The organism is Gordonia jinghuaiqii, from assembly GCF_014041935.1.
Taxonomy (GTDB): Bacteria; Actinomycetota; Actinomycetes; order Mycobacteriales; family Mycobacteriaceae; genus Gordonia; species Gordonia jinghuaiqii.
The window spans coordinates 2,593,971-2,618,633 of sequence record NZ_CP059491.1; the positions used below are offsets into that span (position 1 = coordinate 2,593,971).

The window sequence follows — 24,663 nt, forward strand, 5'->3', positions numbered from 1 at the left end:
CTCAGTCGTGCGCTCGCACCGATTCCTCGACCAGATCGAGCACCGCATGGAGATCGTCGGTGGGCTGCCCGGTGGCCAGACGCGTGATGAGACCGTCGAGAACCAGGTCGAGATAGTTGAGCAGAACATCTGTGGGGACGTCGTCGCGGAGCCTGCCGGCCTGCCGTCCGCGCTCGAGCCTGCTCAGTGTCGCTTGCTCGACCTCCGCCGACCGGGCCAGCCACTCGGCGCGAAACCTGTTGTCGGTGCGCAACTTTCGCGCGATCTCGAGGCGGGTTCCGAGCCAGTTGAAATCCTGTGGCCGCGTGAGCATGTCACGCATGACCTGGACCAGCCCCTGTTCGGCCGCCACGTCGGCCATGCGCTCGGCGTCCTCCCGCGCGAGGGCGAGGAACAACGCCTCTTTGTCCCGGTAGTGATGGAAGATCGCGCCGCGGGACAGGCCCGTGGACTCCTCGATCCGTTTGACGGTCGCGCCGTCGTATCCGTACTCCGCGAAGCAATGCCGCGCGCCGTCGAGAATCTCCCGACGACGCGCGGCAAGCCGGTCATCGCTGACCTTGGGCACGTCGCGTGCCTCCTGTCAGCTCTTGATCATGTTGCGCAGCACGTACTGCAGGATGCCTCCGTTGCGGTAGTAATCGGCCTCACCGGGGGTGTCGATGCGAACCTTGGCATCGAACTCCACCTTCGAGCCGTCTTCCTTGGTGGCGGTGACGTGCACGGTCGACGGCGTGGTGCCGTTGTTGAGCTCCTCGATACCGGTGATGTCGAAGGTCTCCGTGCCGTCGAGGCCCAGCGACTTGTGCGACTCGCCCTCGGGGAACTGCAGCGGGATGACGCCCATACCGATCAGGTTCGAGCGGTGGATGCGCTCGAAGCTCTCGGTGATGACCGCCTTGACGCCCAGCAGGCTGGTGCCCTTGGCGGCCCAGTCACGCGAGGATCCGGTGCCGTACTCCTTGCCGCCGAGCACGACGAGCGGGATGTTCTGCTCGGCGTAGTTCTGCGCGGCGTCGTAGATGAACGACTGCGGTGCGCCCTCCTGCGTGAAGTCGCGGGTGTAACCGCCGGTGACACCGTCGAGCAGCTGGTTCTGCAGGCGGATGTTGCCGAAGGTCGAGCGGATCATCACCTCGTGGTTGCCGCGACGGGCACCCAGCGAGTTGTAGTCCTTGCGGGCCACACCGTTGGCGTCGAGGTACTGCGCGGCCGGGGTGCCGGGCTTGATCGTCGACGCGGGGGAGATGTGGTCGGTGGTGACCGAGTCGCCGAGTTTGGCGAGAACGCGTGCGCCCTTGATGTCGGAGACGGGCGACGGCTCACGCTGCATGCCCTCGAAGTACGGGGGCTTGCGCACGTAGGTGGACTTCTCGTCCCACTCGAAGGTCTTGCCCGACGGCGTGGGCAGGTTCTGCCAGCGCTCGTCACCCTTGAAGACGTCGGCGTAATCCGAGGCGTACTGCTCCGGCGAGATCGACGAGGCGATGGTCGCCTCGATCTCCTCGTTGGTCGGCCAGATGTCCCTGAGGAACACGTCGTTGCCGTCGGTGTCCTGGCCCAGCGGGTCGGTCTCGAAGTCGAAGTCCATCGTGCCGGCCAGTGCATAGGCGATGACCAGCGGCGGCGACGCGAGGTAGTTCATCTTCACGTCGGGGTTGATGCGACCCTCGAAGTTGCGGTTGCCCGAGAGCACCGCGGTGGCGGTCAGGTCGTGCTCGTTGATCGCCTTCGAGATCTCCTCGGGCAGCGGACCCGAGTTGCCGATGCACGTGGTGCAGCCGTAGCCGACGAGGTAGAAGCCGAGCTTCTCCAGGTACGGCCAGAGGCCGGACTTCTCGTAGTAGCCGGTGACGACCTGCGAACCCGGTGCCATCGAGGTCTTGACCCATGGCTTGGAGGTCAGGCCCTTTTCGACGGCCTTCTTGGCGAGCAGGGCCGCGCCCAGCATGACCGACGGGTTGGAGGTGTTGGTGCAGCTGGTGATCGAGGCGATGGTCACGATGCCGTGGTCGAGGATCATCGAGCCGCGCTCCTCGGACTCCACCCGGACCGGCTTGGTCGGACGGCCCTCGGCGTTGATGGCGGCCGAATGCAGCGGTTCGGCGTCGTCCTCGGCGAAGGACAGCTTCGCGGCGTCCGGGCTGACCGACGGTGCATCCGAGGCCGGGAAGCTCTCCTCGTTGGATTCGTCGACCCCGTTGTGGGGCGCGGAGTTGCCGTTCTCGACGTAGTTGTGGATGTCCTTGCGGAAGGCGTTCTTGGCGTCCCACAGCTCGATCCGGTCCTGCGGACGCTTCGGGCCGGCGATCGACGGCACGACGTCGGCGAGGTCGAGTTCGAGGTATTCCGAGTACACGGCCTCCTCGGCATCCCTCTCGAGCCACATGCCCTGTTCCTTGGCATAGGCCTCGACGAGGGCGAGCGTCTCTTCGCTACGGCCGGTGAGCCGCAGGTACTTCACGGTCTCCTCGTCGATGGGGAACATCGCACAGGTGGAGCCGAACTCGGGGCTCATGTTGCCGATGGTGGCGCGGTTGGCGAGCGGGACCTCGCCGACACCGTTGCCGTAGAACTCGACGAACTTGCCGACCACACCGTGCTTGCGCAGCATCTCGGTGATGGTGAGGACCACGTCGGTGGCGGTGACGCCCGGCTTGGCCGAGCCGGTGAGCTTGAAGCCGACGACGCGCGGGATCAGCATCGAGACCGGCTGTCCGAGCATTGCGGCCTCGGCCTCGATGCCGCCGACGCCCCAGCCCAGGACGCCGAGGCCGTTCTCCATCGTGGTGTGCGAGTCGGTGCCGATGCAGGTGTCGGGGTAGGCCACACCGTCGCGGACCATGATCGAACGGGCCAGGTGCTCGATGTTGACCTGGTGGACGATGCCGGTGCCCGGCGGCACGACGCGGAAGTCGTCGAAGGCGCCCTGGCCCCAGCGCAGGAACTTGTAGCGCTCTTCGTTGCGCTGGTACTCGATCTCGACGTTGCGCTCGAAGGCCTGGGCGTTGCCGAAGGCCTCGATGATGACGGAGTGGTCGATGACCATCTCGGCAGGCGCGAGGGGGTTGACCTTGTCCGGATCGCCGCCGAGTTCCTTGACCGCGTCACGCATGGTGGTGAGGTCGACGATGCAGGGCACGCCGGTGAAGTCCTGCATGATCACCCGGGCGGGGGTGAACTGGATCTCGATGCTCGGCTCGGCGTTCGGGTCCCAGCTCGCGAGAGCCTCGATGTGCTCTTTGGTGATGTTCTTGCCGTCTTCGGTGCGCAGGAGGTTCTCGGTCAGGACCTTCAGAGCGTAGGGGAGTTTGCCGGCGCCCTCGACGGCGTTCAGACGGTAGATCTCGTAGCTGTTGTCGCCGACGTCCAAAGTGCCGCGGGCGCCGAAGGAATTGATACTCACGTCTAAATCCACTCTCCTCATGTGCCGGCGGGCTGCGCCGGCGATGCTCGATGATCCGGTTGCGATCAGTGGGACCGGGTCGGCTCGCGCCTCGACCGTGTGGCCACGGTCGTCGACCTGGCGCCCGCACCGGCGGGCTGCGCCGGTGCCTGGCGATGTCCACGGGGGCTACCCGCGGCAACGCCGTTCAGTCTAACAGTACGGGCGTACTGTTACAAAGCCGGGCTCGACGACGCGCCGTGCCCACGCCGCTCGTACTCGAATACCCAGACTTCTCCATTGTGTCGTACGGTGCAGGTCGGGGTTTGGCGAGCGTGGGGTGTCCGTTCGTTCAATGGTCGGCAAACCTGGTTGGTGGGAGTTCTTCTCGCGACGTCTCGTCGCGATTCCGAGAGGCAGGGTGGCGTTGATGGGTCCGGAGACGACGACCTCGGTGTGGGCTGCGCCCGACACGGCCGGGAACACCGAGCTCACGGGTCTGGTCGGCGTCGACATGACCCAACTCTCGCGTGACATCGCCGACGACGCGGTCGCCGGCGCGACGCCCGAGCAGCTGCCCGCCATGCTCGAGGTCGTCGAGTACGCCAAGGACAAGGGCCACGACGTCAGCTTCGTCGTCATCGATCAGATGCAGCCGCGCTTCACGCTCTACCGTGACATCGCCAATCAGCTGCAGGAGCAGGTCGGCGGGACGGTCATCGTCCTGGGGCCGAACTCGGTGGGCACCTCCTCGCCGGAGTTCAGCCGGGTCGTCCAGGAACAGGCCACCGACGGGCTGGTCCTCACCGATCCGCCCGGTGCGGCGCGTCAGATGATCGACACGATGACCGGACCGAACGTCGATTGGACCCTCGTGGGCCTCGGGCTGATCCTCGTCGTCGTCGTGGGCGCCGTGCTGGCACGGTTGCGCGCGGTCCGTGCGCGCACCGCTGCTGCGGCCGGTCCGCTGGGGCCCGTGGTCCGGACCGGTGAGTCTCACCCCGGTCAGTCTCACACCGATGAACCGAAGGCCGACGCCGTCGGTTCCGGGGCCTCTCCGGCCGGTCGCGGTGACGCGCCGTCGACCGGCTCGAAATCACTCTGAGCGACCGTTTCTGATCGGTTGTCCACACCGATCCGTCAGCGCCGGGCGCGGTGGAATGCGGCGGGCTCGGGGTTCTCCGGGATGTCTCGCGGCGCGTTGCCAATTTGAGACCTCGTCCGTGGTCGGATCTTTTGCCAGTTCACGGCATTTTCCCAGGTAATCACGCCTTTGTAATTCGCGAAGGCGGTTTTCGCGTGTGGTTGATGTGTCGTACGGTTCTGATGTCACGCATGTTGCCTGTGTTCCCTGCAGGGTCATGTGTGACTGAAGTGAAGTGCGTGATCATCGTGGTCCACCGGGCCCGGGAGGTCACCTGACCGGGGATCGGCGAATCCCCGCACAATCGCGAGGAGTACCGGGTGAGACGAGAAAGAACAGGTGCGTCGTGGACGGCGCGCGTCTCGGCGGCCCTGGCCGTCGTTCTCATCTGCGCTGTCGGTGCGGGGCATGCGACAGCCGCGCCGAAGAAGGCACCGCCGTCGCCTGTCTCCGACCTGATCAACCGGATCGCGACGGTCAACCAGGACATCGCCGATCTCGACCAGGCGCTGGCCGCCCGACAGGAGACCGTCAACCGTTCGATCGTCGATTTCCAGAACTCTCTCGCCCAGAAACGACTCGCCACGGTCGCGGCCCGCGGTGCCCGCTCCGAACTCGATCGCGCGGGCCGGGCCGTCGTCGATGCACAGAAGTCGTTCGACCGATTCGCGCGACTGGCCTACCAGCAGGGCGCCGAGCAGGGGTCGATGTCGAACTACGTCTCCTCGCCGGACCCGCAGGCCGTACTCGATCGCATGAAACTGCTCGACCAGGTGGGCAAGAAGCAGCAGGAGATGATCCGGCGCCTCCAGGTCGCCCGCAACCAGAAGGCCAATCGCGTCGCCGCGGTCGAGGCGACACGTCGTCAGGCCTCCTTCGCCGCGAAGAGCGCAGAACAGCGCAAGCGCGACGCGATGTCCGCGGTCACCGAGGCGAAGAACGCCATCGCCTCGCAGCAGAAGCGCAAGGTCACCCTGGTGACCGAACGCGACCGGGTGCAGAAGCGGCTCAACACGATCCGCGGTTACGTTCCGAAAAAGACCGTCGAAGGCCCGTCGGCCAGGGATCTGCTCTCGAATCTGTTCCCGTCCTCGCCGTCCTCGCCGGGGTCACCGGGCGTGGCCGGTCTGTTGCCGACCACACCGGCCACCGACAACCAGGCGATCGCGGTCGCGGCGGAGGCGGCCGCACGGCTGGCCGTCGACGTCGGACAGTCCGTCCTCGCGGCACTGGTCGGCAAGCAACAACTCCCGCAGTCGGAACTGTTGAACGAACTCGGTATCGGCGGCGCCGACATCACCGGCAGCAGCGGGGCCGACACCCTGAGTGCACGCCTCGGATCGGGAAGCCTCGGCACCTTGTTCGGTAGTTCGTCCGGCGGTGGCGGCGGCATGGTGCGGCCCGGCCTACGTGGACCGCAGGCGATCGAGATCGTCGTGAACCGCGCGCTGTCTCAGCTCAACGTGCAGTACGCGTGGGGCGGCGGTGATGCCAACGGTCCGACGCAGGGCATCCGCGACGGTGGCGTGGCCGACAGCTACGGGGACTACAACAAGGTCGGCTTCGACTGCTCGGGTCTGATGATCTACGCCTTCGCCGGTGTCGGCATCGAACTGCCGCACTACACGGGTTACCAGTACACGTCGGGTCCGCAGTTCCCGTTGTCGCAGATCCGTCGCGGCGACATGATCTTCTACGGCCCCAACGCCAGCGCGCACGTCGCCCTGTACCTCGGCGACAACAAGATGGTCGAGGCGCCGCAGTCCGGTGACGTGGTCAAGGTGTCGACGCTGCGCACCTCCGGCGCGATGCCGAACGTGGTTCGTCTGCTCTGAGGAGAGGAGTCGTCGGCCCCACGATCGACGACACCCGCGCGAGCTTCTTGGCACCTTTTCAGTTGTCACGGCTAGGCTGGCACAAGCACGCGGGGACTCGCCCTGCGCGAAGCGCAGTCCGCAGCGACAGCGCGAAGCGCAGCCCTGAGCAACCCCGCGAGTCGCGCGACCACCGGTGACGCATCATCGCCCGAACAGCGATGCGGTCACAGCACAGAGGAACAGGAGCACGGGTTGACCGAATCGCACTCCCTCGACAAGGCGTCAACGGGGGATCCCGGGGCGCCGGGGCCCGACTCCGCGGTGCTGAGCGATGCCGACACGGCCCTGCTCGAGCGGGCCATCTATGAGGTCAAGCGCGTCATCGTCGGCCAGGACAAGCTCGTCGAGCGGATCCTCGTCGGTCTCCTCGCACGTGGGCACATCCTCCTCGAAGGTGTGCCCGGCGTCGCCAAGACGCTCGCGGTCGAGACGTTCGCGCGAGTGGTCGGCGGCTCGTTCTCCCGAGTGCAGTTCACCCCGGACCTGGTGCCCACCGACCTCATCGGTACCCGCATCTACCGTCAGGGCCGCGAGGAGTTCGACACCGAACTCGGACCCGTCGTCGCGAACTTCCTGCTCGCCGACGAGATCAACCGCGCCCCGGCCAAGGTGCAGTCGGCGTTGCTGGAGGTCATGGCCGAGCGGCAGGTGTCGATCGGCGGAAAGACCTACGCGATGCCCGATCCGTTCCTGGTGATGGCGACCCAGAACCCGATCGAGAACGAGGGTGTCTACCCGCTGCCGGAGGCCCAGCGCGACCGTTTCCTGTTCAAGGTGCTCGTCGACTATCCCTCCGTCGAGGAGGAGCGCGAGATCGTCTACCGGATGGGCAATGTCCCGCCGACCGCCTCGCAGGTTCTCGACCCGGCCGCGATGCTCCGGCTGCAGAAGACCGCCTCCAACGTCTTCGTGCACCACGCCCTCGTCGACTACGTCGTCCGCGTCATCAATGCCACCCGCCGCCCGGCCGAACTGGGACTCAACGACGTCGCGTCCTGGCTGTCCTACGGTGCGTCGCCGCGTGCGACTCTCGGCATCGTCGCCGCCGCGCGTGCACTGGCACTCGTCCGCGGGCGCGACTACGTTATCCCGCAGGACGTCGTCGAGATCATGCCCGACGTGCTGCGTCACCGCCTCGTGCTGTCCTATGACGCCCTCGCCGACGAAATCGACGCCGACCAGGTGATCACCCGGGTACTGCAGACCGTCGGGTTGCCGCAGGTCGGCGCGCAGCCGGTCGCGCAGGGGTCCTACCCGTCGGGACCGGGTCCGCAGACTCAGGCGCCCGGCGGCCCGCAGGGCACGAATGGTTATGCCGCGCAGCAGGTTCCGCAGTCGGCCGGCCCGGTGAACCCGAACTCGTCCCCGGTGAACCGGAATTCATCGCAGTATGGCGGCTAACCGGGATCTACCGAGCCTCGGTGCCGGACTGCTCGAGGAGCCTCAGCTCACCGCGGCTCTGAAGATGTTGGAGCTCACCGTGCGCCGCAAGCTCGACGGCGTCCTGCAGGGTGAGCACCTCGGACTCATTCCCGGTCCGGGCTCCGAACCGGGGGAGTCCCGCGCCTACCAGCCGGGCGACGACGTGCGCCGCATGGAATGGTCGGTCACCGCGCGCACCACGCAGCCCCACGTGCGTCAGATGATCGCCGACCGCGAGCTCGAGACGTGGCTCGTCGTCGACGCGTCGGCGAGTCTGGACTTCGGCACCGTCGGATGCACCAAGCGTGACCTGGCCGTCGCCGCGGCGGCGGCACTGGTCCACCTGACGACCGGCGGCGGCAACCGTCACGGAGCCCTGGTGGTCACCGGCGACGACGTGGTCCGGGTGCCGGCTCGTGCCGGCCGAGCGCACGCGCAGAACCTCCTGAAGACGATCGCGACGACGCGACGCAGCGCACCCGGTGTCCGCGGTGACCTCAAGGCGGGTATCGAGGCGCTCCGCCGCCCGCAGCGTCGTCGAGGACTCGCCGTCGTCATCAGCGACTTCCTGGGGCCGATCGACTGGGAGCGGTCCCTGCGGGCGATCGGCGCCCACCACGAACTGCTCGCGGTCGAGGTGCTCGATCCCCGTGACCTCGAACTCCCGCCGATCGGGGAGGTCACCCTGGCCGATGCCGAGTCCGGCGAGATCCACGACGTCACGATCACCGAGGAACTCCGCCGCGACTTCGAGGCCGCGGCCCGCGCCCATCAGCAGCGGGTGCATCGCACCCTGCGCAGCTGCGGCGGGTCGACGCTGACGCTGCGCACCGATCGCGAGTGGATCACCGACATCGTCAAGTTCATCGCCCGGCGCCGTCGCGGCCTGGCTGCGGGGGTGGGGTAGCCCCATGTTGTCCAGTCCCTGGTGGTTGTTGCTGCTTCTCGTGGTAGTGCTCCTCGGCGTCGCCTACGTGTACATGCTGCGTCGCCGCCGGCAGCGAGCACTGACCTTCGCCAATCTCGATCTCCTGAAGTCGGTCGCACCTGCCGACCGGAACCGGCTGCGGCACCTGCCGATCGCCCTCCTGATCGTTGCGCTCATCCTGCTCACGGTCGCGCTGTCGGGGCCGCAGGCCGATCGCAAGGTTCCCCGCAACAAGGCGACCGTGGTCCTGGTGATGGACGTGTCCCGCTCGATGAACGCCACCGATGTGTCCCCGTCGCGGATCAAGGCCGCGCAGGAGGCCGCCAAGAAGTTCGCCGACGAGCTGACCGAGGGCATCAACCTCGGGCTGATCTCGTTCGCCGGGACCGCCGCGAGTCTGGTGTCGCCGACACCGGACCACAACGCGACCAAGGTCGCCGTGGACAAACTGCGCCTCGACGACAAGACCGCGACGGGCGAGGGCATCTTCGCCGCGCTGCAGCAGATCAGCACGCTGAACGCGGTGCTCGGCGGTACCGAGGGTGCGCCCCCGGCACGCATCGTGCTGCTCTCCGACGGCAAGGAGACCGTTCCCGACGACCCGGACGACCCGCGTGGCGCCTTCACCGCGGCCCGCAAGGCCAAGGAGGAGAAGATCCCGGTCTCCACGATCTCCTTCGGGACCAGGACGGGCACCGTCGAACTCGAGGGTGATCGGGTGCCGGTCCCCGTCGACGACGATTCGCTCCGCAAGATCGCGAACCTCTCCGGCGGCGACTTCTTCACCGCCTCGAGCCTCGACGAACTGAACAAGGTCTACGAGAAACTGCAGAACGAGATCGGCTACGAGACCCGTCGGGGGGACAATTCGAAGCCCTGGCTGATCGCGGGTACGTTGTTTGCGCTGGTGTCGGCGTTCGCAGCGCTGGCGATCAACCGTCGGCTGCCCTGATCGGGGCGCTGCCGGCGTGCCCAGAGGGCTCCCCGGGCGAGGCGGCGCGCCAACCACGCAACGAGAACGGATAGGTTGAACACCCATGACGGCAGCTAGCAACGAAGCTCAGAATCCTTCCCGGTCGGTCCTGGTCACCGGCGGCAACCGTGGTATCGGTCTCGCCGTGGCCCAGCGCCTGGCCGCCGACGGTCACAAGGTCGCGGTCACCCATCGCGGTTCCGGTGCCCCCGAAGGCCTGTTCGGAGTGAAGTGCGACGTCACCGACTCCGAGTCGGTCGACCGCGCGTTCACCGAGGTCGAGCAGCACCAGGGCCCGGTCGAGATCCTCGTGGCCAACGCGGGCATCACCGAGAACATGCTCCTCATGCGCTTGTCGGAGGAGTCCTTCGAGAAGGTCATCGACGCCAACCTGACCGGCGCGTTCCGGTGCGCCAAGCGTGCGACGAAGGGGATGCAGCGCGCCAAGTGGGGCCGCATGATCTTCCTCGGCTCGGTGGTCGCGATGTCGGGCATCCCCGGCCAGGTGAACTACGCCGCGTCGAAGGCCGGTCTGATCGGTATGGCCCGCTCGATCGCCCGCGAGATCGGCTCGCGCAACATCACCTCCAACGTCGTCGCGCCGGGTTTCATCGAGACCGACATGACCGCGTCGATGGAGGACCGCTACATCGAGATGGCCAAGCAGGCCATCCCGCTCGGCCGTACCGGTAAGCCCGAGGACGTCGCCGCGGCGATCAGCTTCCTCGCCTCGGATCAGGGCGGCTACATCTCCGGTGCGGTCATCCCCGTCGACGGCGGCATGGGCATGGGCCACTGAGCCGAACGCCGGAGAAGACCATCAGCAACTCAATCAACGTCGATCCCAGGAGCACATCTTCGTGAGCGGAATCCTGGACGGGAAGACCGTCCTCATCACCGGCATCATCACCGATGCATCGATCGCCTTCCATGCGGCCGCCATGGCGCAGGAACAGGGTGCGACGGTGATCATCACCGGCATCCCGGAACGGCTGCGGTTGATCGACCGTATCGCCAGGCGCCTGCCGAAGGAGGTGCCGCCGGCCATCGGGCTCGACGTCACCAACGAGGAGGACCTCGACGCGCTGGCCGGAAAGATCTCCGAGCTCGCCCCGCAGGGCATCGACGGCGTCATGCACTCGATCGCCTTCGCGCCCCGCACCCTGATGGGTCCCGAGGCCAAGCCGTTCCTGGAGGCTCCGGGCCCCGACGCCGCCAAGGCCTTCGAGATCTCGGCCTGGAGCTACGCCTCGCTGGCCCGCGCCGTGCTGCCCGCGATGAACGAGGGCGGTTCCATCGTCGGCATGGACTTCGATCCGCGCACCGCGATGCCCTACTACAACTGGATGGGCGTGGCCAAGGCCGCACTCGAGTCGGTGAACCGCTATGTGGCGCGAGAAGTGGGCGACGCCAAGAACATCCGGTCCAACCTCGTCGCCGCCGGGCCGATCAAGACCCTGGCCGCCAAGGCCATCGCGGGCACCGCGACCGATGACGCCAAGCAGCTCAACATGCTCAACGAGTACTGGGACGGCGCCTCGCCGATCGGTTGGGACGTCGACGACCCGACCGTCGTCGCGAAGTCGGTGTGCGCGTTGCTCAGCGACTGGCTTCCCGGCACGACAGGCTCCATCGTCTACGTCGACGGCGGCGCCAGCCACAACACGTGGTTCCCGGAGGGCATGACCAGCGGCTCATGACCTCCTCACTCGCGCCGGGTGGTCCCGTGCCCTTCGATGCCGTCCTGTTCCTGTCCTTCGGCGGGCCGGACGGTCCTCAGGACGTGATGCCGTTCCTGGAGAACGTCACCAGGGGACGGGGCATACCCCGCGAGCGGCTGGAGTCGGTGGCCGAACACTACCTGCACTTCGGTGGTGTGTCGCCGATCAACCGGCTCAACCTGGACATGATCGACGCCCTGCGTGCCGACCTGGGCAGGCGGGGCATCGATCTCCCGGTGTATTTCGGCAACCGCAACTGGAATCCGATGGTCGAGGACACCCTCGCGGAGATGTACCGGTCAGGGCATCGTCGGATCCTGGTGTTCCCCACCTCGGCCTGGGGCGGTTACTCCGGTTGCCGGCAGTACCACGAGGACATCGCCCGCGCCGTGGCCGCGCTCGCCGAACGCGAACCCGCCAGCGCGACGCCCGCGGGATCGGTACTGCTGCGCAAACTCCCGCAGTACTGGTCGCATCCGGCCTTCGTCGCCGCAGGTGCGGACGCCGTCCGCCGGGCGGTGGACCAGCTCGGTCCGGGCGAGGTCGCACCGCGACTGGTGTTCACCGCGCACTCGGTGCCGAACTCGGCCGACGCCGCGTCGGGCCCGGCGGCCGACGGCGGTGGTCTGTACTCACGACAGGTCATGGCGGCGTCGCAGGCGGTCGCCGACGCGCTGGGAGTCGCCGACTTCGACCAGGTCTGGCAGTCGCGGTCGGGGCCCCCGCAGATCCCGTGGCTCGAGCCCGACATCTGCGACCATCTGGAAGATCTGCACGCACAGGGAGTCCGACGCGTCGTGGTGTACCCGGTCGGCTTCATCTCCGATCACCTCGAGGTGGTGTGGGACCTCGACAACGAGGCGGCCGACGTCGCCGAGCGGCTGGGCATGGATTACGTCCGCGCCGACACGGTCGGAACCGATCCGCGGTTCATCGAGATGATCGGCGACTTCGTCGAGACCTACGCCACCGGGGCGGGTGACCTGTCGGCGATGGGGTGCGGCGACAACGGCCGGACATGTCGCGAGAGGTGTTGCGTCCCTGCCGCGCGCCCGACCCGGCCGGCGGTCGCGCAGCCCTCCTGACCGGGTGGTCCTCAGCGACGCAACAGTTCGAGGATCGTGTGGTTGACCGCCGCCGCCCGCGCGGACCGGGTCAGGATCTGTAGTCCGCGAAGGGTCGAATCGCCGGAATCCCATTGGCCCGCACTGTCACCGATCTCGACGCGGCGTGCGCCCGCGAGATCGACGATGGCCTCCACCTGTGCGGCGGTGTCGATCAGTCTGGTGGATCTCGCGTCCCGAGCGTGCGACGGTAGCGACACCCGATGCCGGGCGGTCAGGCCCGCCAACTGCACCCGGAGATCGGTGGCGTCGGTCGACCGGCGACCCCCGAGACCACCGATGATCCGTGCCGCATCGCGAACCGCTTGTTGCAGTTGATATTCCAGATCGCCCGCCGTCGGCCCCGCCGACACCAGGTGGCCGAGATCGAGGGTGGTGTCGTACCGGAACACCGACCATCGGCAGGTGACGTGCGGGGGATCGGCGGCCTGGGTCACGAGTTCGGGGATCAGCGCCAGAGTCCCGCCGGCGTCGGCCTCCCTGCGCTCGACCAGCAACACCTCACCCGCGACGAGTGCCGCCGACGTCGCGGGGTGGGGCGGTAGCCCCTGTGGATCACCCGTCGACGGCAGGCGCACGACGAGAGCGTCCGCCGAACGCAGCAGGCCGAGGAGATCCAGGGCACCGTTCGCGGATCCGGTTGGCGGCGACAGCTCTTGGGCGGCGGCGCGACCATCGTTGCGCTCGTGCACCTCGTTCCGTCGGTGCACCTCGTGACGGTCGGCGGACTCGGCGAGCGCGGAGATCACGTCGTCGGGGGAGCAGCGCCCGGCGATCCACGCCGCCGACCATGCGCCCAGTGCGCACGTCGGCCACGCGACGGTGGTGGAGAGGATCTCGCTGCGATTCATCAAGAGGCCAGGATACCGGTCGGGCTTCATCACGGTCGGGCGTGGCAACCGGGTCCGGGCGGTGCGTGTGCATACGGTGTTGGGCGCGCGCGGTGTGTCTGCCCGCGCGATGACTTGCGCGAGGAGAGAAGGTGGTGCGCGATGAATGACCGGTACGGGCGCGACGTGCTGTCCCAGCCCCGTCGGGCCAAGCCTCGACCGGTCGAGGTCGCCGCCGACCGGGACCTCGTCGTGGAGGATGCCGCCACCGGATTCTGCGGTGCCGTGGTCGGCCTCGAGAAGAGCTACGCCGGCGACCTGGTCCGGCTCGAGGACCGCCGCGGCCAGACCAGGGTGTTCCTGATGCATCCCGGCGCGTTCCTCATCGACGGACGGACGGTGACACTCGTCCGTCCGCGCACCCGGGGACCCCAACAGCAACCCGCCATGACCGCCTCGGGATCGCGGGCGGCACCGAGAACCCGGGCGCGCACCGCACGGGCGAGCCGCATCTTCGTCGAAGGTGTGCACGACGCGACACTGCTCGAGCGCGTGTGGGGCGACGACCTGCGCGGCGAAGGTGTCGTCGTGGTCAGCCTCGACGGTCTCGACAACCTCGACGATGCGCTCGCCGAGTTCGAGCCGGCACCGCATCGTCGGGCCGGGGTTCTCGTCGACCACCTCGTGGCCGGGTCCAAGGAGGCCAAACTCACCGCCGAGGTCGGCGAGCACGTCCTCGTCTGCGGCCATCCATACATCGATGTGTGGGAAGCGGTGAAACCCGCGTCGGTGAAGATCGACGCGTGGCCGAAGATCCCCCGTGGCACCGACTGGAAGACCGGCGTGTGCGCCGAGCTGGGCTGGGGTTCCCCGCGTGACGGGTGGCGCCGGGTCCTCGCCGGTGTCAGCAGTTTTCGTGATCTCGAGGTGCCACTGCTGCGGTCGGTCGAGGAACTCATCGACTTCGTGACCGCCGCCGAAGAGCCCAGCTGATCTCGCCGATCGACGACTCCCGGCGCCGCGACCGGTTCCACCCCCGCGTGGGGGCGGGGTCGACTCAGGCGGTCCGGTCGGACATGTCTGGCAGACTGGACCCATGAGCGCCCTGCTGTGGTTGGCAGCCGCGATCGTCTTGGTGGTCGCAGAGATGTTCGGTGGCGAATTGGTCCTGCTCATGCTCGCCGGGGGTGCGTTCGCCGCGGCCGGTGTCGACTTCGCGTTCGACGCGCCGCTCTGGGTCGACGGCCTCGTGTTCGCGTTGGTGTCGGTGTTGCTGCTGGTTGCGGTGCGTCCCATCGCCCGCCGCCACATGCTCACCCGTCCTGCTGTGCTCATGAACACCGAGGCGCTCGAGGGCCGGTCGGCGTTGGTGACCGAACAGGTCGACTCACGCGACGGCCGCGTCAAGATCGACGGCGATGTGTGGTCGGCCCGCACGATGGACCCCGAGCAGGTGATCGCACCGGGAACCCGGGTCACCGTCGTGGAAATCGACGGTGCGACGGCGGTGGTCTGGCACTCCTAGAGGCGCCGGACCTTCCGCAGAAAGGTTGATCGATGAAGGAGTACGAGATCTTCGGGCTCGTGGTGGCTGTCCTGCTGGTGCTGCTCGTGGTGGTGGTGCTGGTCAAGTCCGTCGCGCTGATCCCACAGGCGGAGGCGGCTGTCATCGAGCGACTCGGCCGGTACACCCGTACCGTTTCCGGCCAGCTCACGCTGCTGTTGCCGTTCGTCGACCGCATTCGGGCGCGGGTCGACATCCGTGAGCGGGTGGTGTCGTTCCCGCCGCAGCCGGTGATCACCGAGGACAACCTCACCCTGTCCATCGACACGGTCGTGTACTTCCAGGTCACCAATCCGCGGTCCGCGGTGTACGAGATCGACAACTACATCGCCGGCGTCGAACAGCTCACGATCACGACTCTGCGCAACGTGGTCGGCGGGATGACCCTCGAGGAGACCCTGACCTCGCGCGACTCCATCAATGGGCAACTGCGCGGAGTCCTCGACGAGGCGACGGGCCGTTGGGGACTGCGCGTCGCCCGGGTCGAACTCAAGTCGATCATGCCGCCGCCGTCGATCCAGGAATCGATGGAGAAGCAGATGAAGGCCGACCGCGAGAAGCGGGCCACGATCCTGGCCGCCGAAGGTCAGCGTGAGTCGGCGATCAAGACGGCCGAGGGCAACAAGCAGTCGCTGATCCTGGCCGCCGAGGGCTCCAAGCAGGCGGCGATTCTCGGCGCCGAGGCCGAGCGCCAGTCACGCATCCTGCGTGCGCAGGGCGACCGCGCGGCGGCGTACCTCAACGCGCAGGGCGAGGCGAAGGCCATCGAGAAGACCTTCGCGGCGATCAAGGCGGCCAAACCGACCCCCGAGCTCTTGGCCTACCAGTACCTGCAGCAACTGCCCGAGATGGCGAAGGGCGAGGGCAGCAAGGTCTGGGTGGTGCCGTCCGACTTCGGTTCGGCGCTCCAGGGATTCGCCAAGTCGTTCGGCGTGCAGGGTGATGACGGCGTGTTCCGCTATGAGCCGACCGACTCCCCGCCCTCGCCGATCGACGAGTCCGAGACCGAGGACTGGTTCTCGCTCGCCTCGGATCCCAAGGTGGCACAGGCGGTGGCGGAGGCCGAGGCGGTCGCCCGGACACCGGTCGCCCCCGAGATCACCGCCCGGGCGGCGCGCGCATCGCGTCAGTCGTCGTTGGATGCGATCCTCGATCCGGGCTTGCGGTCGGAGAGCGGATCAGTGGGTGACCAGGTGGTCGACACCGGCCAGCCCGACCGCCCAGAGCACTGACGCGAAGGTGCCCATGATGAACTGCTCCGACGCGTGGGGCGCGCGTAGCTCGGGGTAGCGGGCCAGGCTCTTGACCGCCAGGATGATCGCGAGCCCCTCCGGCCAGCCCGCCATCAGCGTCGTCACGACCGCGAGCCGTTCGAGGTAGCCGATGACCCGGCCGCCGCGCAGCGGTCCCACATCGGCGGGCGTGCCGGTCGGTGCGGGGTCGGGGTCTGTGGGTGCGGAATCCGGGTTCGGTGCAGGATCGGGGTTCGGGGCGGGATTGGGCCCGGTGCCGACGCCGCCGGCCGCGAGCACGGCTCGCACGACGGGTCCGCCGCCGGTGACGGCGGCGACCGCGGCGATGACCGGTGCCGCCGATCCGAGGAAACCGGTCGCCGGCCCGGCCGCGGCGGCGGTGAGCGCGGTCGCCGACGCGAGTGCGAGGAGTCCGACGGCGCCGGCCGCCCGGACCCGTCGAACGACCGTCGCCGGGGAGCGGTCGCGAACCGCCCGGTCCACCGGCACCCACATCGGTGGCAGCAGCGCGGTCAGGACCAGCAGGACGATCGCAGCGCCGGTCATCGCATCTCCCCGGCCGTCGTGTTCTGGCCTGTCGTGTTCTGGCCCGCCGTGTTCGGGCCCGCCGTGTTCTGGTCGGTCAGGGCGAGTGCGTCGGTGACGAGGTCCATCGAATCGGCCTCGAGGTCCCACCCGGCCGCTCGCAGACGCTGGCTCATCGCCTGTGGCGTGATGCCGAGTTCGCTCGCTGCCTCCACCTGGGTGAGTCCGCGTCGCATCGCCGCCACCGCCTCGATCCCCGCGGGGCTGCGCGCCGCCACGATGTCGGCGATCAACCGTCCTGCCGTTTGTGCGTGGCGGCACCACCGTGTCTCCGGGCCTCGGACGCAGAAGGGGATGCGGTGGCGTTTGGCGGCCTCGACCGCGTCCCGGGCGTTGATGAACGCCGGCCCCCGGCCGGCACGGGTGGATGCGGGGAGTGGTTCGTCGACGGGTCCGGTGCCGATGCCGACGCTCCAGTGGCCGTCGGCGGTCAGCTCGATCGCGAGCCGTGCGGTGGTCGCCGGGTCGTCGAGGATGCCCTGGATCTCGTCTCCGGCGGTACGTTCGAACGGTCGAACGGTCTCGACGTCGCGGAGGCGGGCCAGCACGGCGTCGACGCGGTCGACATCGCGACGGCTCCCGCGCTGGTCGACGGTCATGACGAACATCGTTCAAGTCTAGGTACTTGATCTCTGAGAATCAAGGCTGGTGGCTAGACAAATGAAGCGCTGAGACTTGATCCCGGGAAATCAGGTCGATGAACTTGTGTCGGGTCGGCCGACGGGCAGTCGTGAGTCCAGAACCAGGCCGGCGATGCCGACGGCGAACAGGGCGCCGCTGACGACCAGCTGCAGCGGGTGGGTGTCACCGGTGAGGGAATCGCCGAGCATCACCACCGCCGCGGTACCCGGCGCCATGCCGATGATGCTGGCAACGGCGAAGGGCACGGGCCGCACAGACGAGAGTGCCGAGCAGTAGTTCGCGACCGAGAAGGGGCATGCGGCGATCATCCGGAGCGACCCGACGGCCAACCAGCCACGACGTTCGAGGCGCCGGTCGACGGCCATGACGACCGGCTTCTTCAGGAACGGCCGCACCCGATCCCGACCGGCGGCACGTACGAGCGTGAACGCCGCGACCGCCGCGACCGACGAGGCGATCATCGCACCGGCGAAGCCGACGAGCGGACCGAAGAAGATCCCGGACATGACGGTGAAAGTCGAGCGGGGGATCGGCGCGATCGTGATGACCGCGTAGGCGAGGAAGAACAGCCACACAAAGGCGGGGCCGAGGTGCTCGCCCCACTCCCGGACGCTCGCGATCGACGGCAGCGGGACGAAGTACGATGCGGCGAGGACGGCAGCGACGAGTCCCGCGGCCAGCAGCGCGCGGCGCACGACACGGCGGTCGAACCCGAGGACACGGCGATCGGCCCGGCCGGGTCCGTCGACATCGTCCTCGTCGGCTGCGAGAAACTCTGACGTCGCTGCGCTGACAGGGGCTGGCTCGGGCACCCGGACACTCTACTCTGGACACCGGTGGTGTCCCGGTCGACGAGTGCGGCACATCACCTCGCCCTCGGTGAGGGGCCGAGCGAGCGATCGGCTAGTGTCGTGTACGCGCTCGCACAGAGCACTCACGGAGGTGCGCTTCCCCACATGCCACAGCAAACTGACCAGCCCAAACCCGAGTCAGAACTCGATGACGCCTACCAGGCGTGGTCGAAGGCCGCCGCGGCCGTTCTGGCCAAATCGCGACGTGTCGACGTCGACGAGCTGCCTGACACGCCCGAGGCGCTGCTCTCGACCGACACCGCCGACGGGCTGACCATTCGTCCGCTGTACACACGTCGCGACGAGACGGCAGAACCTGGCCTTCCGGGCCGTTTCCCGTTCGTCCGCGGTGCCGATCCCGCGCGTGACGTCACCACCGGATGGCGCGTCACGGAACGCTTCGGTGACGACGCGACCCCGGCGGCCGAGCTCAACGAACTGATCCTCGAGGCGATGGCCAACGGGGCGAGCGGCCTGTGGCTGTCGGTCGGCAGGCCCGGCAGCGGACTCGGTGTCGCCGACCTCGCGACCGCGCTGCGCGGGGTCTACCTCGATCTCGTGCCGGTGACGCTCGACGCCGGCACCGACGGCATCACGGCGGCTCGCGAACTGCTGACACTCAGGGAGAAGGCGCAGTCCGCACCGGTCGCGGCCGCGCCGACGGCCGCCACCGCCCATTCATTCGGGCTCTCACCGCTGACCGCGGCGTTCTCCGGTCGTCCGACCGTCGATTCCGATGAGGCGACCGCGCTCGCCGCGTCCGGGCTGCCCGACGGTGTGCGTACGTTCCGCGTCGACGGCAGCGACTTCGCCACCGCGGGCGCCGACAACGGCCTCGAACTCGCTCTGGTCGTGGCGGCCGCGGTCGCCCATCTTCGCGCCCTGACCGCGGCCGGCCTGACCGCCGAGGCCGCGCTGCGCCAGATCACCTTCGGGGTCTCCGCCGACGACGACCAGTTCGCGACCATCGCGAAATTCCGTGCGCTGCGGAAGATCTGGGCCCGCGTGGCGCAGGTCGTCGGCGCGCCGGACGCCGGTGGCGCGATCACCCACGGTGTCACCGATCTGTCGATGTACTCCCAGCGCGACCCGTGGGTGAACATGCTGCGTAGCACCATCGCCGCCTTCGGCGCCGGAGTGGGCGGGGCCGACCAGCTCACCGTCCTCGGCTACGACGCGACGATCCCGGCGAACAAGCGCACCTCGAGTGCAACGTTCTCACGGCGGATCGCCCGCAACACCCAGCTGCTGCTGCTCGAGGAGTCCAACATCGGGCGCGTCCTCGACCCGGCAGGTGGCTCGTGGTTCGTCGAATCCCTCACCGACGACCTCGCTGCCAACGCATGGTCGGTGTTCACCGAGGTGGAGGCGGCCGGCGGTTACCGCGCGGCTCTCGACACCGGTTGGATCGCCGAGAAGGTCGAGGCCTCGCTCGCCCGCCGCGACGCGGAGGTGGCACATCGTCGCATCGCGGTCACCGGCGTCAACGAGTTCCCGAACATCGACGAGCGGGCCCTGTCGGACTCGCCGGGTGCACCGGCGTCGGCCGTCACCGACGTCGTCACCGGAACTCCGAAACTCGCCCGGATCGGGCGCGCCTTCGAGGAGCTGCGAGATCGGTCCGACGTCGTGTTCGCCGAACGCGGCGCGCGACCGTCGATCCTGCTCATCCCGCTCGGCAGCGTCGCCGAACACAACGGACGCACCACCTTCGTGGCCAACTTCCTCGGTGCCGGCGGCATCGCGGTGGTCAATCCCGGTCCGCTGACCGCCGACACGATCGGCTCCACGGTCAAGGGTGCCAACACCCCGATCGCGGTCATCTGCGGCACCAAGGCGCGCTACGCCGAGGAAGGGCCCGCCGCGCTCGCGGCGGCTCGCGCAGCAGGCCTGTCGAAGGTCCTGCTCGCCGGCCCGGACAAGGAATGGCCCTCCTCCGAGGATCGCCCCGACGGCTCGCTGCGTGTCGGCATCGATGCGGTGAGCACCCTCGGCGACCTCCTCGATCAGCTGATCTCAACGGCGGGAGCGACGACATGACCCAGACCGAACCCAATCTGTCGCAATCAGATTCGGCACAATCAGATTCGGCACGATCGATCCCGAGCTTCGCCGGGGTCGAGCTGACCGACGACGCGGCCCCGGCCGGTTCCGGTTCGGCAGCGGCCGTCACCGAAGAGCTCGCCTCGGCGCACGGTTACTCGGTGGACCAGGTGACCTGGAACACCCCCGAGCAGATCGACGTCACACCGGTCTACACCCGTGCCGAACGCGACGCCCTCCTCGCCGACGCCGAGCACCCGTATCCGCTCGACTCGGTTCCCGGTGCGGCGCCGTTCATCCGGGGCCCGTACCCCACGATGTACGTCAACCAGCCGTGGACGATCCGTCAGTACGCGGGCTTCTCCACCGCCGCCGAGTCCAACGCCTTCTACCGCCGCAACCTCGCCGCAGGCCAGAAGGGCCTGTCGGTGGCCTTCGACCTCGCCACCCACCGCGGCTACGACTCCGACCATCCGCGGGTTGCCGGCGACGTCGGCATGGCCGGTGTGGCCATCGACTCGATCCTGGACATGCGTCAGCTCTTCGACGGAATCGACCTGGGCAGCGTCTCGGTGTCGATGACGATGAACGGCGCGGTGCTGCCGATCCTGGCGCTGTATGTCGTGGCGGCCGAGGAACAGGGTGTGCCGCCGGAGAAGCTGGCCGGGACCATCCAGAACGACATCCTCAAAGAGTTCATGGTCCGCAACACCTACATCTATCCGCCGAAGCCATCGATGCGGATCATCTCGAACATCTTCGAGTACACCAGCCAGAAGATGCCCAAGTTCAACTCGATCTCGATCTCGGGCTACCACATCCAGGAAGCCGGTGCGACCGCCGACCTGGAGCTGGCCTACACCCTCGCCGACGGTGTGGAGTACATCCGCGCAGGCCTCGAAGCCGGGCTCGACATCGACAAGTTCGCGCCGCGCCTGTCGTTCTTCTGGGGCATCGGCATGAACTTCTTCATGGAGGTCGCCAAGCTGCGTGCGGCGCGTCTGCTGTGGAGTGAGCTCGTCGCCGACTTCGAGCCGAAGAACTCCAAATCGCTGTCGCTGCGCACACATTCGCAGACCTCGGGCTGGTCGCTGACCGCGCAGGACGTGTTCAACAACGTCGCGCGCACCTGCGTCGAGGCGATGGCCGCAACGCAGGGTCACACCCAGTCGTTGCACACCAACGCCCTCGACGAGGCGATCGCGTTGCCCACCGACTTCTCCGCGCGCATCGCGCGTAACACCCAGCTGCTGTTGCAGCAGGAGTCGGGCACCACGCGTCCGATCGACCCGTGGGCCGGTTCGAACTACGTCGAGTGGCTGACGCATCAGCTGGCACAGAAGGCGCGCAAGCACATTCGCGAGGTCGAAGAGGCCGGCGGCATGACGCAGGCCATCAACGAGGGCCTGCCGAAGCTGCGCATCGAAGAGGCCGCCGCACGTACGCAGGCCCGCATCGACTCCGGTCAGCAGCCGCTGATCGGTGTGAACAAGTACCAGGTGGCCGACGACGAGGAGATCGAGGTCCTCAAGGTCGAGAACTCCAAGGTCCGCACCGAGCAGCTCGAGAAGCTGGACCGGCTTCGCGCGCAGCGTGATTCGGCTGCGGTGGAGGCGGCGCTGGCCGACCTGACCCGTGCCGCGGCGTCGGCCGAGGGTGGCATCGAGAACAACCTGATGGCCCTGGCCATCGAAGCCGCCCGCCATCAGGCGACGGTCGGTGAGATCTCCGAGGCACTGGAGAAGGTCTATGGTCGCCATCAGGCAGAGATCAAGACGATCAGCGGGGTGTATCGACATGAGGCGGGCGAGGTGAGCAACATCGACGCGGCGATCGACGCCGTGCGCCGGTTCGCCGAGGCCGAGGGCCGTCAGCCGCGTGTGCTGGTCGCGAAGATGGGCCAGGACGGTCACGACCGCGGCCAGAAGGTGATCGCCACCGCGTTCGCCGACCTCGGCTTCGACGTCGACGTGGGCCCGCTGTTCGCCACGCCGGAGGAGGTGGCCGCCCAGGCCGCCGACAACGACGTGCACGTGGTCGGTGTGTCATCGCTCGCCGCCGGACACCTCACGCTGGTGCCGGCGCTGCGGGAAGCGCTCAAGGAGGTCGGCCGCGAGGACATCATGGTCGTCGTCGGCGGTGTGATCCCGCCCGGTGACTTCGCCGAACTGTACGAAGCCGGTGCGGCCGCGATCTTCCCGCCCGGATCGGTCATCGCCGATTCGGCGGTGGAGCTCATCGGCAAGCTCGCCGACACCCTCGGCCTGGAGCTGCCCGGGGCGACCGCGAACTGATGGCGGTCCAATCTCGGCGTCGGGTCGACGTCGACGCGCTGGCCGACGGCGTGCTGGCGGATCGCCGGGCCGATCTGGCCCGCGCGATCACGCTGGTCGAGTCCAAGCGCGCCGACCATCGGGCCGCCGCGCAGGAATTGCTGCTGAAGCTGACCCCGCACGCGGGCAAGTCGTTCCGCGTCGGGATCACCGGTGTTCCGGGGGTGGGCAAGTCGACGACAATCGAGGCACTCGGCATGCACCTGCTCGAGCTGGGCCACAAGGTCGCGGTGCTGGCCGTGGACCCCAGTTCGACGCGCACCGGCGGTTCGATCCTCGGCGACAAGACCCGGATGGGCCGGTTGTCGACGGCGGAGAACGCCTACATCCGACCGTCGCCGACGTCGGGCACGCTCGGCGGTGTCGCCAAGGCCACCCGCGAGAGCATCGTGCTCGTGGAGGCGGCAGGCTTCGACGTCGTGCTCGTCGAGACGGTGGGCGTCGGTCAGTCGGAGGTCACCGTCGCCAACATGGTCGACACGTTCACCTTCCTGACCCTCGCACGCACGGGGGATTCGTTGCAGGGCATCAAGAAAGGTGTCCTCGAGCTCGCCGACGTCATCGTGGTGAACAAGGCCGACGGCAAACACCTCAACGAGGCGAAGGGTGCGGCACGCGAGCTGTCGAACGCGCTGAAGCTGCTCTACCCGCACGACGCCCTGTGGATGCCGCCGGTGCTCACCATGAGCGCGATCGAGAACACCGGTGTCGACGAGTTCTGGAAGACCGTCGTGCGGCACAACGAGACGCTCACCGAGGCGGGCGAATTCACCGCCCGGCGCAACCAGCAGCAGATCGACTGGACCTGGGCGATGGTCAACGACATCGTGCTGTCCCGGCTCGGCGACTCACCCGGCGTGCGCGGCATCCGTGCCGAGGTGGAGCAACAGCTGCGCGACGGGTCGCTGACACCCGCGCTTGCCGCTCAGCGCATCGTCGACGCATTCGACGAGCGCTGAGCGCAGTTCTCCGGAAGGCGCCGAACTCAGCCGATGAGCGGCGCCAGTGTCTCGCCGAGCAGTGAGACCCGCCCCGGCACATGCCCGTTGGCGGGTGCGTTCACCGTGACGCCGTCGACACCGGTCGCGAGCAACTCGGCGTACCGGGCGGCCACCTCGTCGGGGTCGCCGACGATCGTCGATCCGCGCCGCACCTCGGCCGCGGGTGTGCGTTGCAGGTACGCCTCCAGCTCGGCGACCGCCTCGTCGTGGGTGGGAGCCACGCAGGCCGACGTCTGAACGGTCACGGTGATCTCGGACCGGTCCCGGCCGAGTCGTTCGCAGTGTTCGGCCAGCGCGTCGAGTTTGCGGGGGATGTCGGCCGGGGCGCACAGCAGGTTCGACTCGTCGGCGTATTGCGCGACCATCCGCAACGTCTTGCGTTCGCCGCCGCCACCGATCATCACCGGGATCTTCGACAGCGGCGCAGGCACATTGAGGGCGTCGACGACCCGGTACCGCTTGCCGTCGAGGCTCGGTGACCTTCCGTCGAGCATGCCGAGGATGATCTGCAACGCCTCCTCGAGGCGCTCGAATCGGTCGGTGAAGGTACCGAACTCGAATCCCAGCGAATCGTGTTCGAGCTCATACCATCCCGCGCCGATGCCGAGTTGCCCGCGACCGCCGGACACGACGTCGAGCGCGGTGACGGTCTTGGCGAGCAGCGTCGGGTTGCGGTAGGTGTTACCGGTGACCAGCGAGGACAGCCGCACCTTCGAGGTGTGCTGCGCGAGCGCCGCCAGCAGCGTGTAGCACTCGATCATCGGCTGGTCGGGCTCGCCGAGCATCGGCAGCTGATAGAAGTGGTCCATCACGAAGACGGTGTCGAAACCGGAGTTCTCGGCCTCTTTCGCCTGCGCGACCACGGTGGGGAACAGCTGGTCGGCGGCGACGCCGGGGTAGGTGAAGTTCGGGATCTGATAGCCGAGTCGGGTCACCCGACAACCGTAGTCCCGCCACGTCGTCGGTGCGCTCCTTACCCGGTACCTC

General features: G+C 68.1%; 21 protein-coding genes. 14 read left to right on the forward strand and 7 right to left on the reverse strand.

The genetic code is table 11. From position 1 onward, the window contains the following. Position 1: 1 nt before the first annotated feature. Both H1R19_RS11560 and H1R19_RS11565 read right to left on the reverse strand, forming a co-directional pair. Positions 2-568 carry a TetR/AcrR family transcriptional regulator gene (locus H1R19_RS11560; protein WP_188329267.1) on the reverse strand — a complete coding sequence of 189 codons (567 nt, stop codon included), beginning with the start codon at positions 566-568 and terminating at the stop codon, positions 2-4. 15 nt (positions 569-583) lie between these two features. Then, on the reverse strand, positions 584-3,427 hold the full coding sequence (locus H1R19_RS11565; protein ID WP_188329268.1) for an aconitate hydratase: 2,844 nt from the start codon (positions 3,425-3,427) through the stop codon (positions 584-586). Between the two features lie 388 nt (positions 3,428-3,815). On the opposite strand from H1R19_RS11565, the gene H1R19_RS11570 reads away from it, so the two are divergent. From H1R19_RS11570 to H1R19_RS11605, 8 genes are all read left to right on the forward strand, one after another. Further along, positions 3,816-4,490, forward strand: a complete 675-nt coding sequence (locus H1R19_RS11570) for an Rv1476 family membrane protein (RefSeq protein ID WP_244970675.1) — start codon at positions 3,816-3,818, stop codon at positions 4,488-4,490. A 359-nt stretch (positions 4,491-4,849) separates the two neighbouring features. Next, positions 4,850-6,364: an NlpC/P60 family protein gene (locus H1R19_RS11575; RefSeq protein WP_188329270.1), complete on the forward strand. Its 1,515-nt coding sequence runs from the start codon at positions 4,850-4,852 to the stop codon at positions 6,362-6,364. Between the two features lie 234 nt (positions 6,365-6,598). Further along, positions 6,599-7,807, forward strand: a complete 1,209-nt coding sequence (locus tag H1R19_RS11580; RefSeq protein WP_188329271.1) for an AAA family ATPase — start codon at positions 6,599-6,601, stop codon at positions 7,805-7,807. Next, positions 7,797-8,735 (forward strand): DUF58 domain-containing protein, encoded by a 939-nt coding sequence (locus H1R19_RS11585; RefSeq protein WP_188329272.1) that lies wholly within the window; start codon positions 7,797-7,799, stop codon positions 8,733-8,735. The genes H1R19_RS11580 and H1R19_RS11585 overlap by 11 nt, the downstream gene beginning before the upstream one ends. A gap of 4 nt (positions 8,736-8,739) precedes the next feature. Continuing rightward, a complete protein-coding gene (locus H1R19_RS11590) occupies positions 8,740-9,708 on the forward strand; it encodes a VWA domain-containing protein (protein ID WP_219849076.1) in 969 nt (322 codons plus the stop codon). An 85-nt stretch (positions 9,709-9,793) separates the two neighbouring features. Beyond that, complete coding sequence (gene fabG1, locus H1R19_RS11595) at positions 9,794-10,528, forward strand: 3-oxoacyl-ACP reductase FabG1 (RefSeq protein ID WP_188329274.1); 735 nt, start codon at positions 9,794-9,796, stop codon at positions 10,526-10,528. A gap of 61 nt (positions 10,529-10,589) precedes the next feature. Continuing rightward, a complete protein-coding gene (inhA, locus tag H1R19_RS11600) occupies positions 10,590-11,429 on the forward strand; it encodes an NADH-dependent enoyl-ACP reductase InhA (protein WP_188329275.1) in 840 nt (279 codons plus the stop codon). Then, complete coding sequence (locus tag H1R19_RS11605) at positions 11,426-12,535, forward strand: ferrochelatase (protein ID WP_188329276.1); 1,110 nt, start codon at positions 11,426-11,428, stop codon at positions 12,533-12,535. Before inhA ends, H1R19_RS11605 begins: the two co-directional genes overlap by 4 nt. Before the next feature lie 11 nt (positions 12,536-12,546). Here the strand turns inward: H1R19_RS11605 and H1R19_RS11610 are convergent, their stop codons facing one another. Then, positions 12,547-13,425 carry a serine/threonine protein kinase gene (locus tag H1R19_RS11610; protein ID WP_219849077.1) on the reverse strand — a complete coding sequence of 293 codons (879 nt, stop codon included), beginning with the start codon at positions 13,423-13,425 and terminating at the stop codon, positions 12,547-12,549. A gap of 141 nt (positions 13,426-13,566) precedes the next feature. On the opposite strand from H1R19_RS11610, the gene H1R19_RS11615 reads away from it, so the two are divergent. The 3 genes from H1R19_RS11615 (at position 13,567) to H1R19_RS11625 (ending at position 16,200) form a co-directional block, all read left to right on the forward strand. After that, positions 13,567-14,397 (forward strand): DUF3097 domain-containing protein, encoded by an 831-nt coding sequence (locus tag H1R19_RS11615; RefSeq protein WP_188329278.1) that lies wholly within the window; start codon positions 13,567-13,569, stop codon positions 14,395-14,397. A gap of 103 nt (positions 14,398-14,500) precedes the next feature. Beyond that, a complete protein-coding gene (locus H1R19_RS11620) occupies positions 14,501-14,929 on the forward strand; it encodes an NfeD family protein (protein WP_219849078.1) in 429 nt (142 codons plus the stop codon). Between the two features lie 32 nt (positions 14,930-14,961). Beyond that, positions 14,962-16,200 (forward strand): SPFH domain-containing protein, encoded by a 1,239-nt coding sequence (locus tag H1R19_RS11625; protein WP_223205007.1) that lies wholly within the window; start codon positions 14,962-14,964, stop codon positions 16,198-16,200. Here the strand turns inward: H1R19_RS11625 and H1R19_RS11630 are convergent. From H1R19_RS11630 to H1R19_RS11640, 3 genes are all read right to left on the reverse strand, one after another. Next, on the reverse strand, positions 16,147-16,767 hold the full coding sequence (locus tag H1R19_RS11630; protein ID WP_219849079.1) for a hypothetical protein: 621 nt from the start codon (positions 16,765-16,767) through the stop codon (positions 16,147-16,149). The two genes, H1R19_RS11625 and H1R19_RS11630, sit on opposite strands and share 54 nt — an antisense overlap. Next, the gene (locus H1R19_RS11635; RefSeq protein ID WP_244970676.1) at positions 16,764-17,414 is read right to left on the reverse strand and encodes a hypothetical protein; all 651 of its coding nucleotides are present in this window, start codon (positions 17,412-17,414) and stop codon (positions 16,764-16,766) included. Before H1R19_RS11635 ends, H1R19_RS11630 begins: the two co-directional genes overlap by 4 nt. A gap of 81 nt (positions 17,415-17,495) precedes the next feature. Continuing rightward, positions 17,496-18,260 (reverse strand): TVP38/TMEM64 family protein, encoded by a 765-nt coding sequence (locus H1R19_RS11640; protein WP_219849080.1) that lies wholly within the window; start codon positions 18,258-18,260, stop codon positions 17,496-17,498. 144 nt (positions 18,261-18,404) lie between these two features. On the opposite strand from H1R19_RS11640, the gene H1R19_RS11645 reads away from it, so the two are divergent. From H1R19_RS11645 to meaB, 3 genes are read left to right on the forward strand one after another with little or no spacing between them, the layout of a single operon-like run. Further along, positions 18,405-20,339: a methylmalonyl-CoA mutase family protein gene (locus H1R19_RS11645; RefSeq protein ID WP_219849081.1), complete on the forward strand. Its 1,935-nt coding sequence runs from the start codon at positions 18,405-18,407 to the stop codon at positions 20,337-20,339. Next, complete coding sequence (scpA, locus tag H1R19_RS11650) at positions 20,336-22,636, forward strand: methylmalonyl-CoA mutase (RefSeq protein ID WP_219849082.1); 2,301 nt, start codon at positions 20,336-20,338, stop codon at positions 22,634-22,636. The genes H1R19_RS11645 and scpA overlap by 4 nt, the downstream gene beginning before the upstream one ends. After that, positions 22,636-23,634, forward strand: coding sequence for a methylmalonyl Co-A mutase-associated GTPase MeaB (gene meaB, locus H1R19_RS11655; RefSeq protein WP_219849083.1), 999 nt, complete (start codon positions 22,636-22,638; stop codon positions 23,632-23,634). The genes scpA and meaB overlap by 1 nt, the downstream gene beginning before the upstream one ends. A gap of 26 nt (positions 23,635-23,660) precedes the next feature. Here meaB and H1R19_RS11660 read toward each other — a convergent pair whose 3' ends face one another. Next, complete coding sequence (locus tag H1R19_RS11660; protein ID WP_188329285.1) at positions 23,661-24,611, reverse strand: LLM class F420-dependent oxidoreductase; 951 nt, start codon at positions 24,609-24,611, stop codon at positions 23,661-23,663. Positions 24,612-24,663: the final 52 nt, after the last annotated feature.

What these genes read in the sequence shown, in the direction of transcription:
- fabG1 (WP_188329274.1), top strand. Translation starts at nt 9,794, where the DNA reads ATGACGGCAGCTAGCAACGAAGCTCAGAATCCTTCCCGGTCGGTCCTG.
- H1R19_RS11615 (WP_188329278.1), top strand. Translation starts at nt 13,567, where the DNA reads ATGAATGACCGGTACGGGCGCGACGTGCTGTCCCAGCCCCGTCGGGCC.
- H1R19_RS11570 (WP_244970675.1), top strand. Translation starts at nt 3,816, where the DNA reads ATGGGTCCGGAGACGACGACCTCGGTGTGGGCTGCGCCCGACACGGCC.
- meaB (WP_219849083.1), top strand. Translation starts at nt 22,636, where the DNA reads ATGGCGGTCCAATCTCGGCGTCGGGTCGACGTCGACGCGCTGGCCGAC.
- H1R19_RS11565 (WP_188329268.1), bottom strand. Translation starts at nt 3,427, where the DNA reads ATGAGGAGAGTGGATTTAGACGTGAGTATCAATTCCTTCGGCGCCCGC.
- H1R19_RS11630 (WP_219849079.1), bottom strand. Translation starts at nt 16,767, where the DNA reads ATGACCGGCGCTGCGATCGTCCTGCTGGTCCTGACCGCGCTGCTGCCA.
- H1R19_RS11635 (WP_244970676.1), bottom strand. Translation starts at nt 17,414, where the DNA reads ATGTTCGTCATGACCGTCGACCAGCGCGGGAGCCGTCGCGATGTCGAC.
- H1R19_RS11585 (WP_188329272.1), top strand. Translation starts at nt 7,797, where the DNA reads ATGGCGGCTAACCGGGATCTACCGAGCCTCGGTGCCGGACTGCTCGAG.
- H1R19_RS11645 (WP_219849081.1), top strand. Translation starts at nt 18,405, where the DNA reads ATGCCACAGCAAACTGACCAGCCCAAACCCGAGTCAGAACTCGATGAC.
- H1R19_RS11590 (WP_219849076.1), top strand. Translation starts at nt 8,740, where the DNA reads ATGTTGTCCAGTCCCTGGTGGTTGTTGCTGCTTCTCGTGGTAGTGCTC.
- scpA (WP_219849082.1), top strand. Translation starts at nt 20,336, where the DNA reads ATGACCCAGACCGAACCCAATCTGTCGCAATCAGATTCGGCACAATCA.
- H1R19_RS11625 (WP_223205007.1), top strand. Translation starts at nt 14,962, where the DNA reads ATGAAGGAGTACGAGATCTTCGGGCTCGTGGTGGCTGTCCTGCTGGTG.
- H1R19_RS11620 (WP_219849078.1), top strand. Translation starts at nt 14,501, where the DNA reads ATGAGCGCCCTGCTGTGGTTGGCAGCCGCGATCGTCTTGGTGGTCGCA.
- H1R19_RS11610 (WP_219849077.1), bottom strand. Translation starts at nt 13,425, where the DNA reads ATGAATCGCAGCGAGATCCTCTCCACCACCGTCGCGTGGCCGACGTGC.
- H1R19_RS11605 (WP_188329276.1), top strand. Translation starts at nt 11,426, where the DNA reads ATGACCTCCTCACTCGCGCCGGGTGGTCCCGTGCCCTTCGATGCCGTC.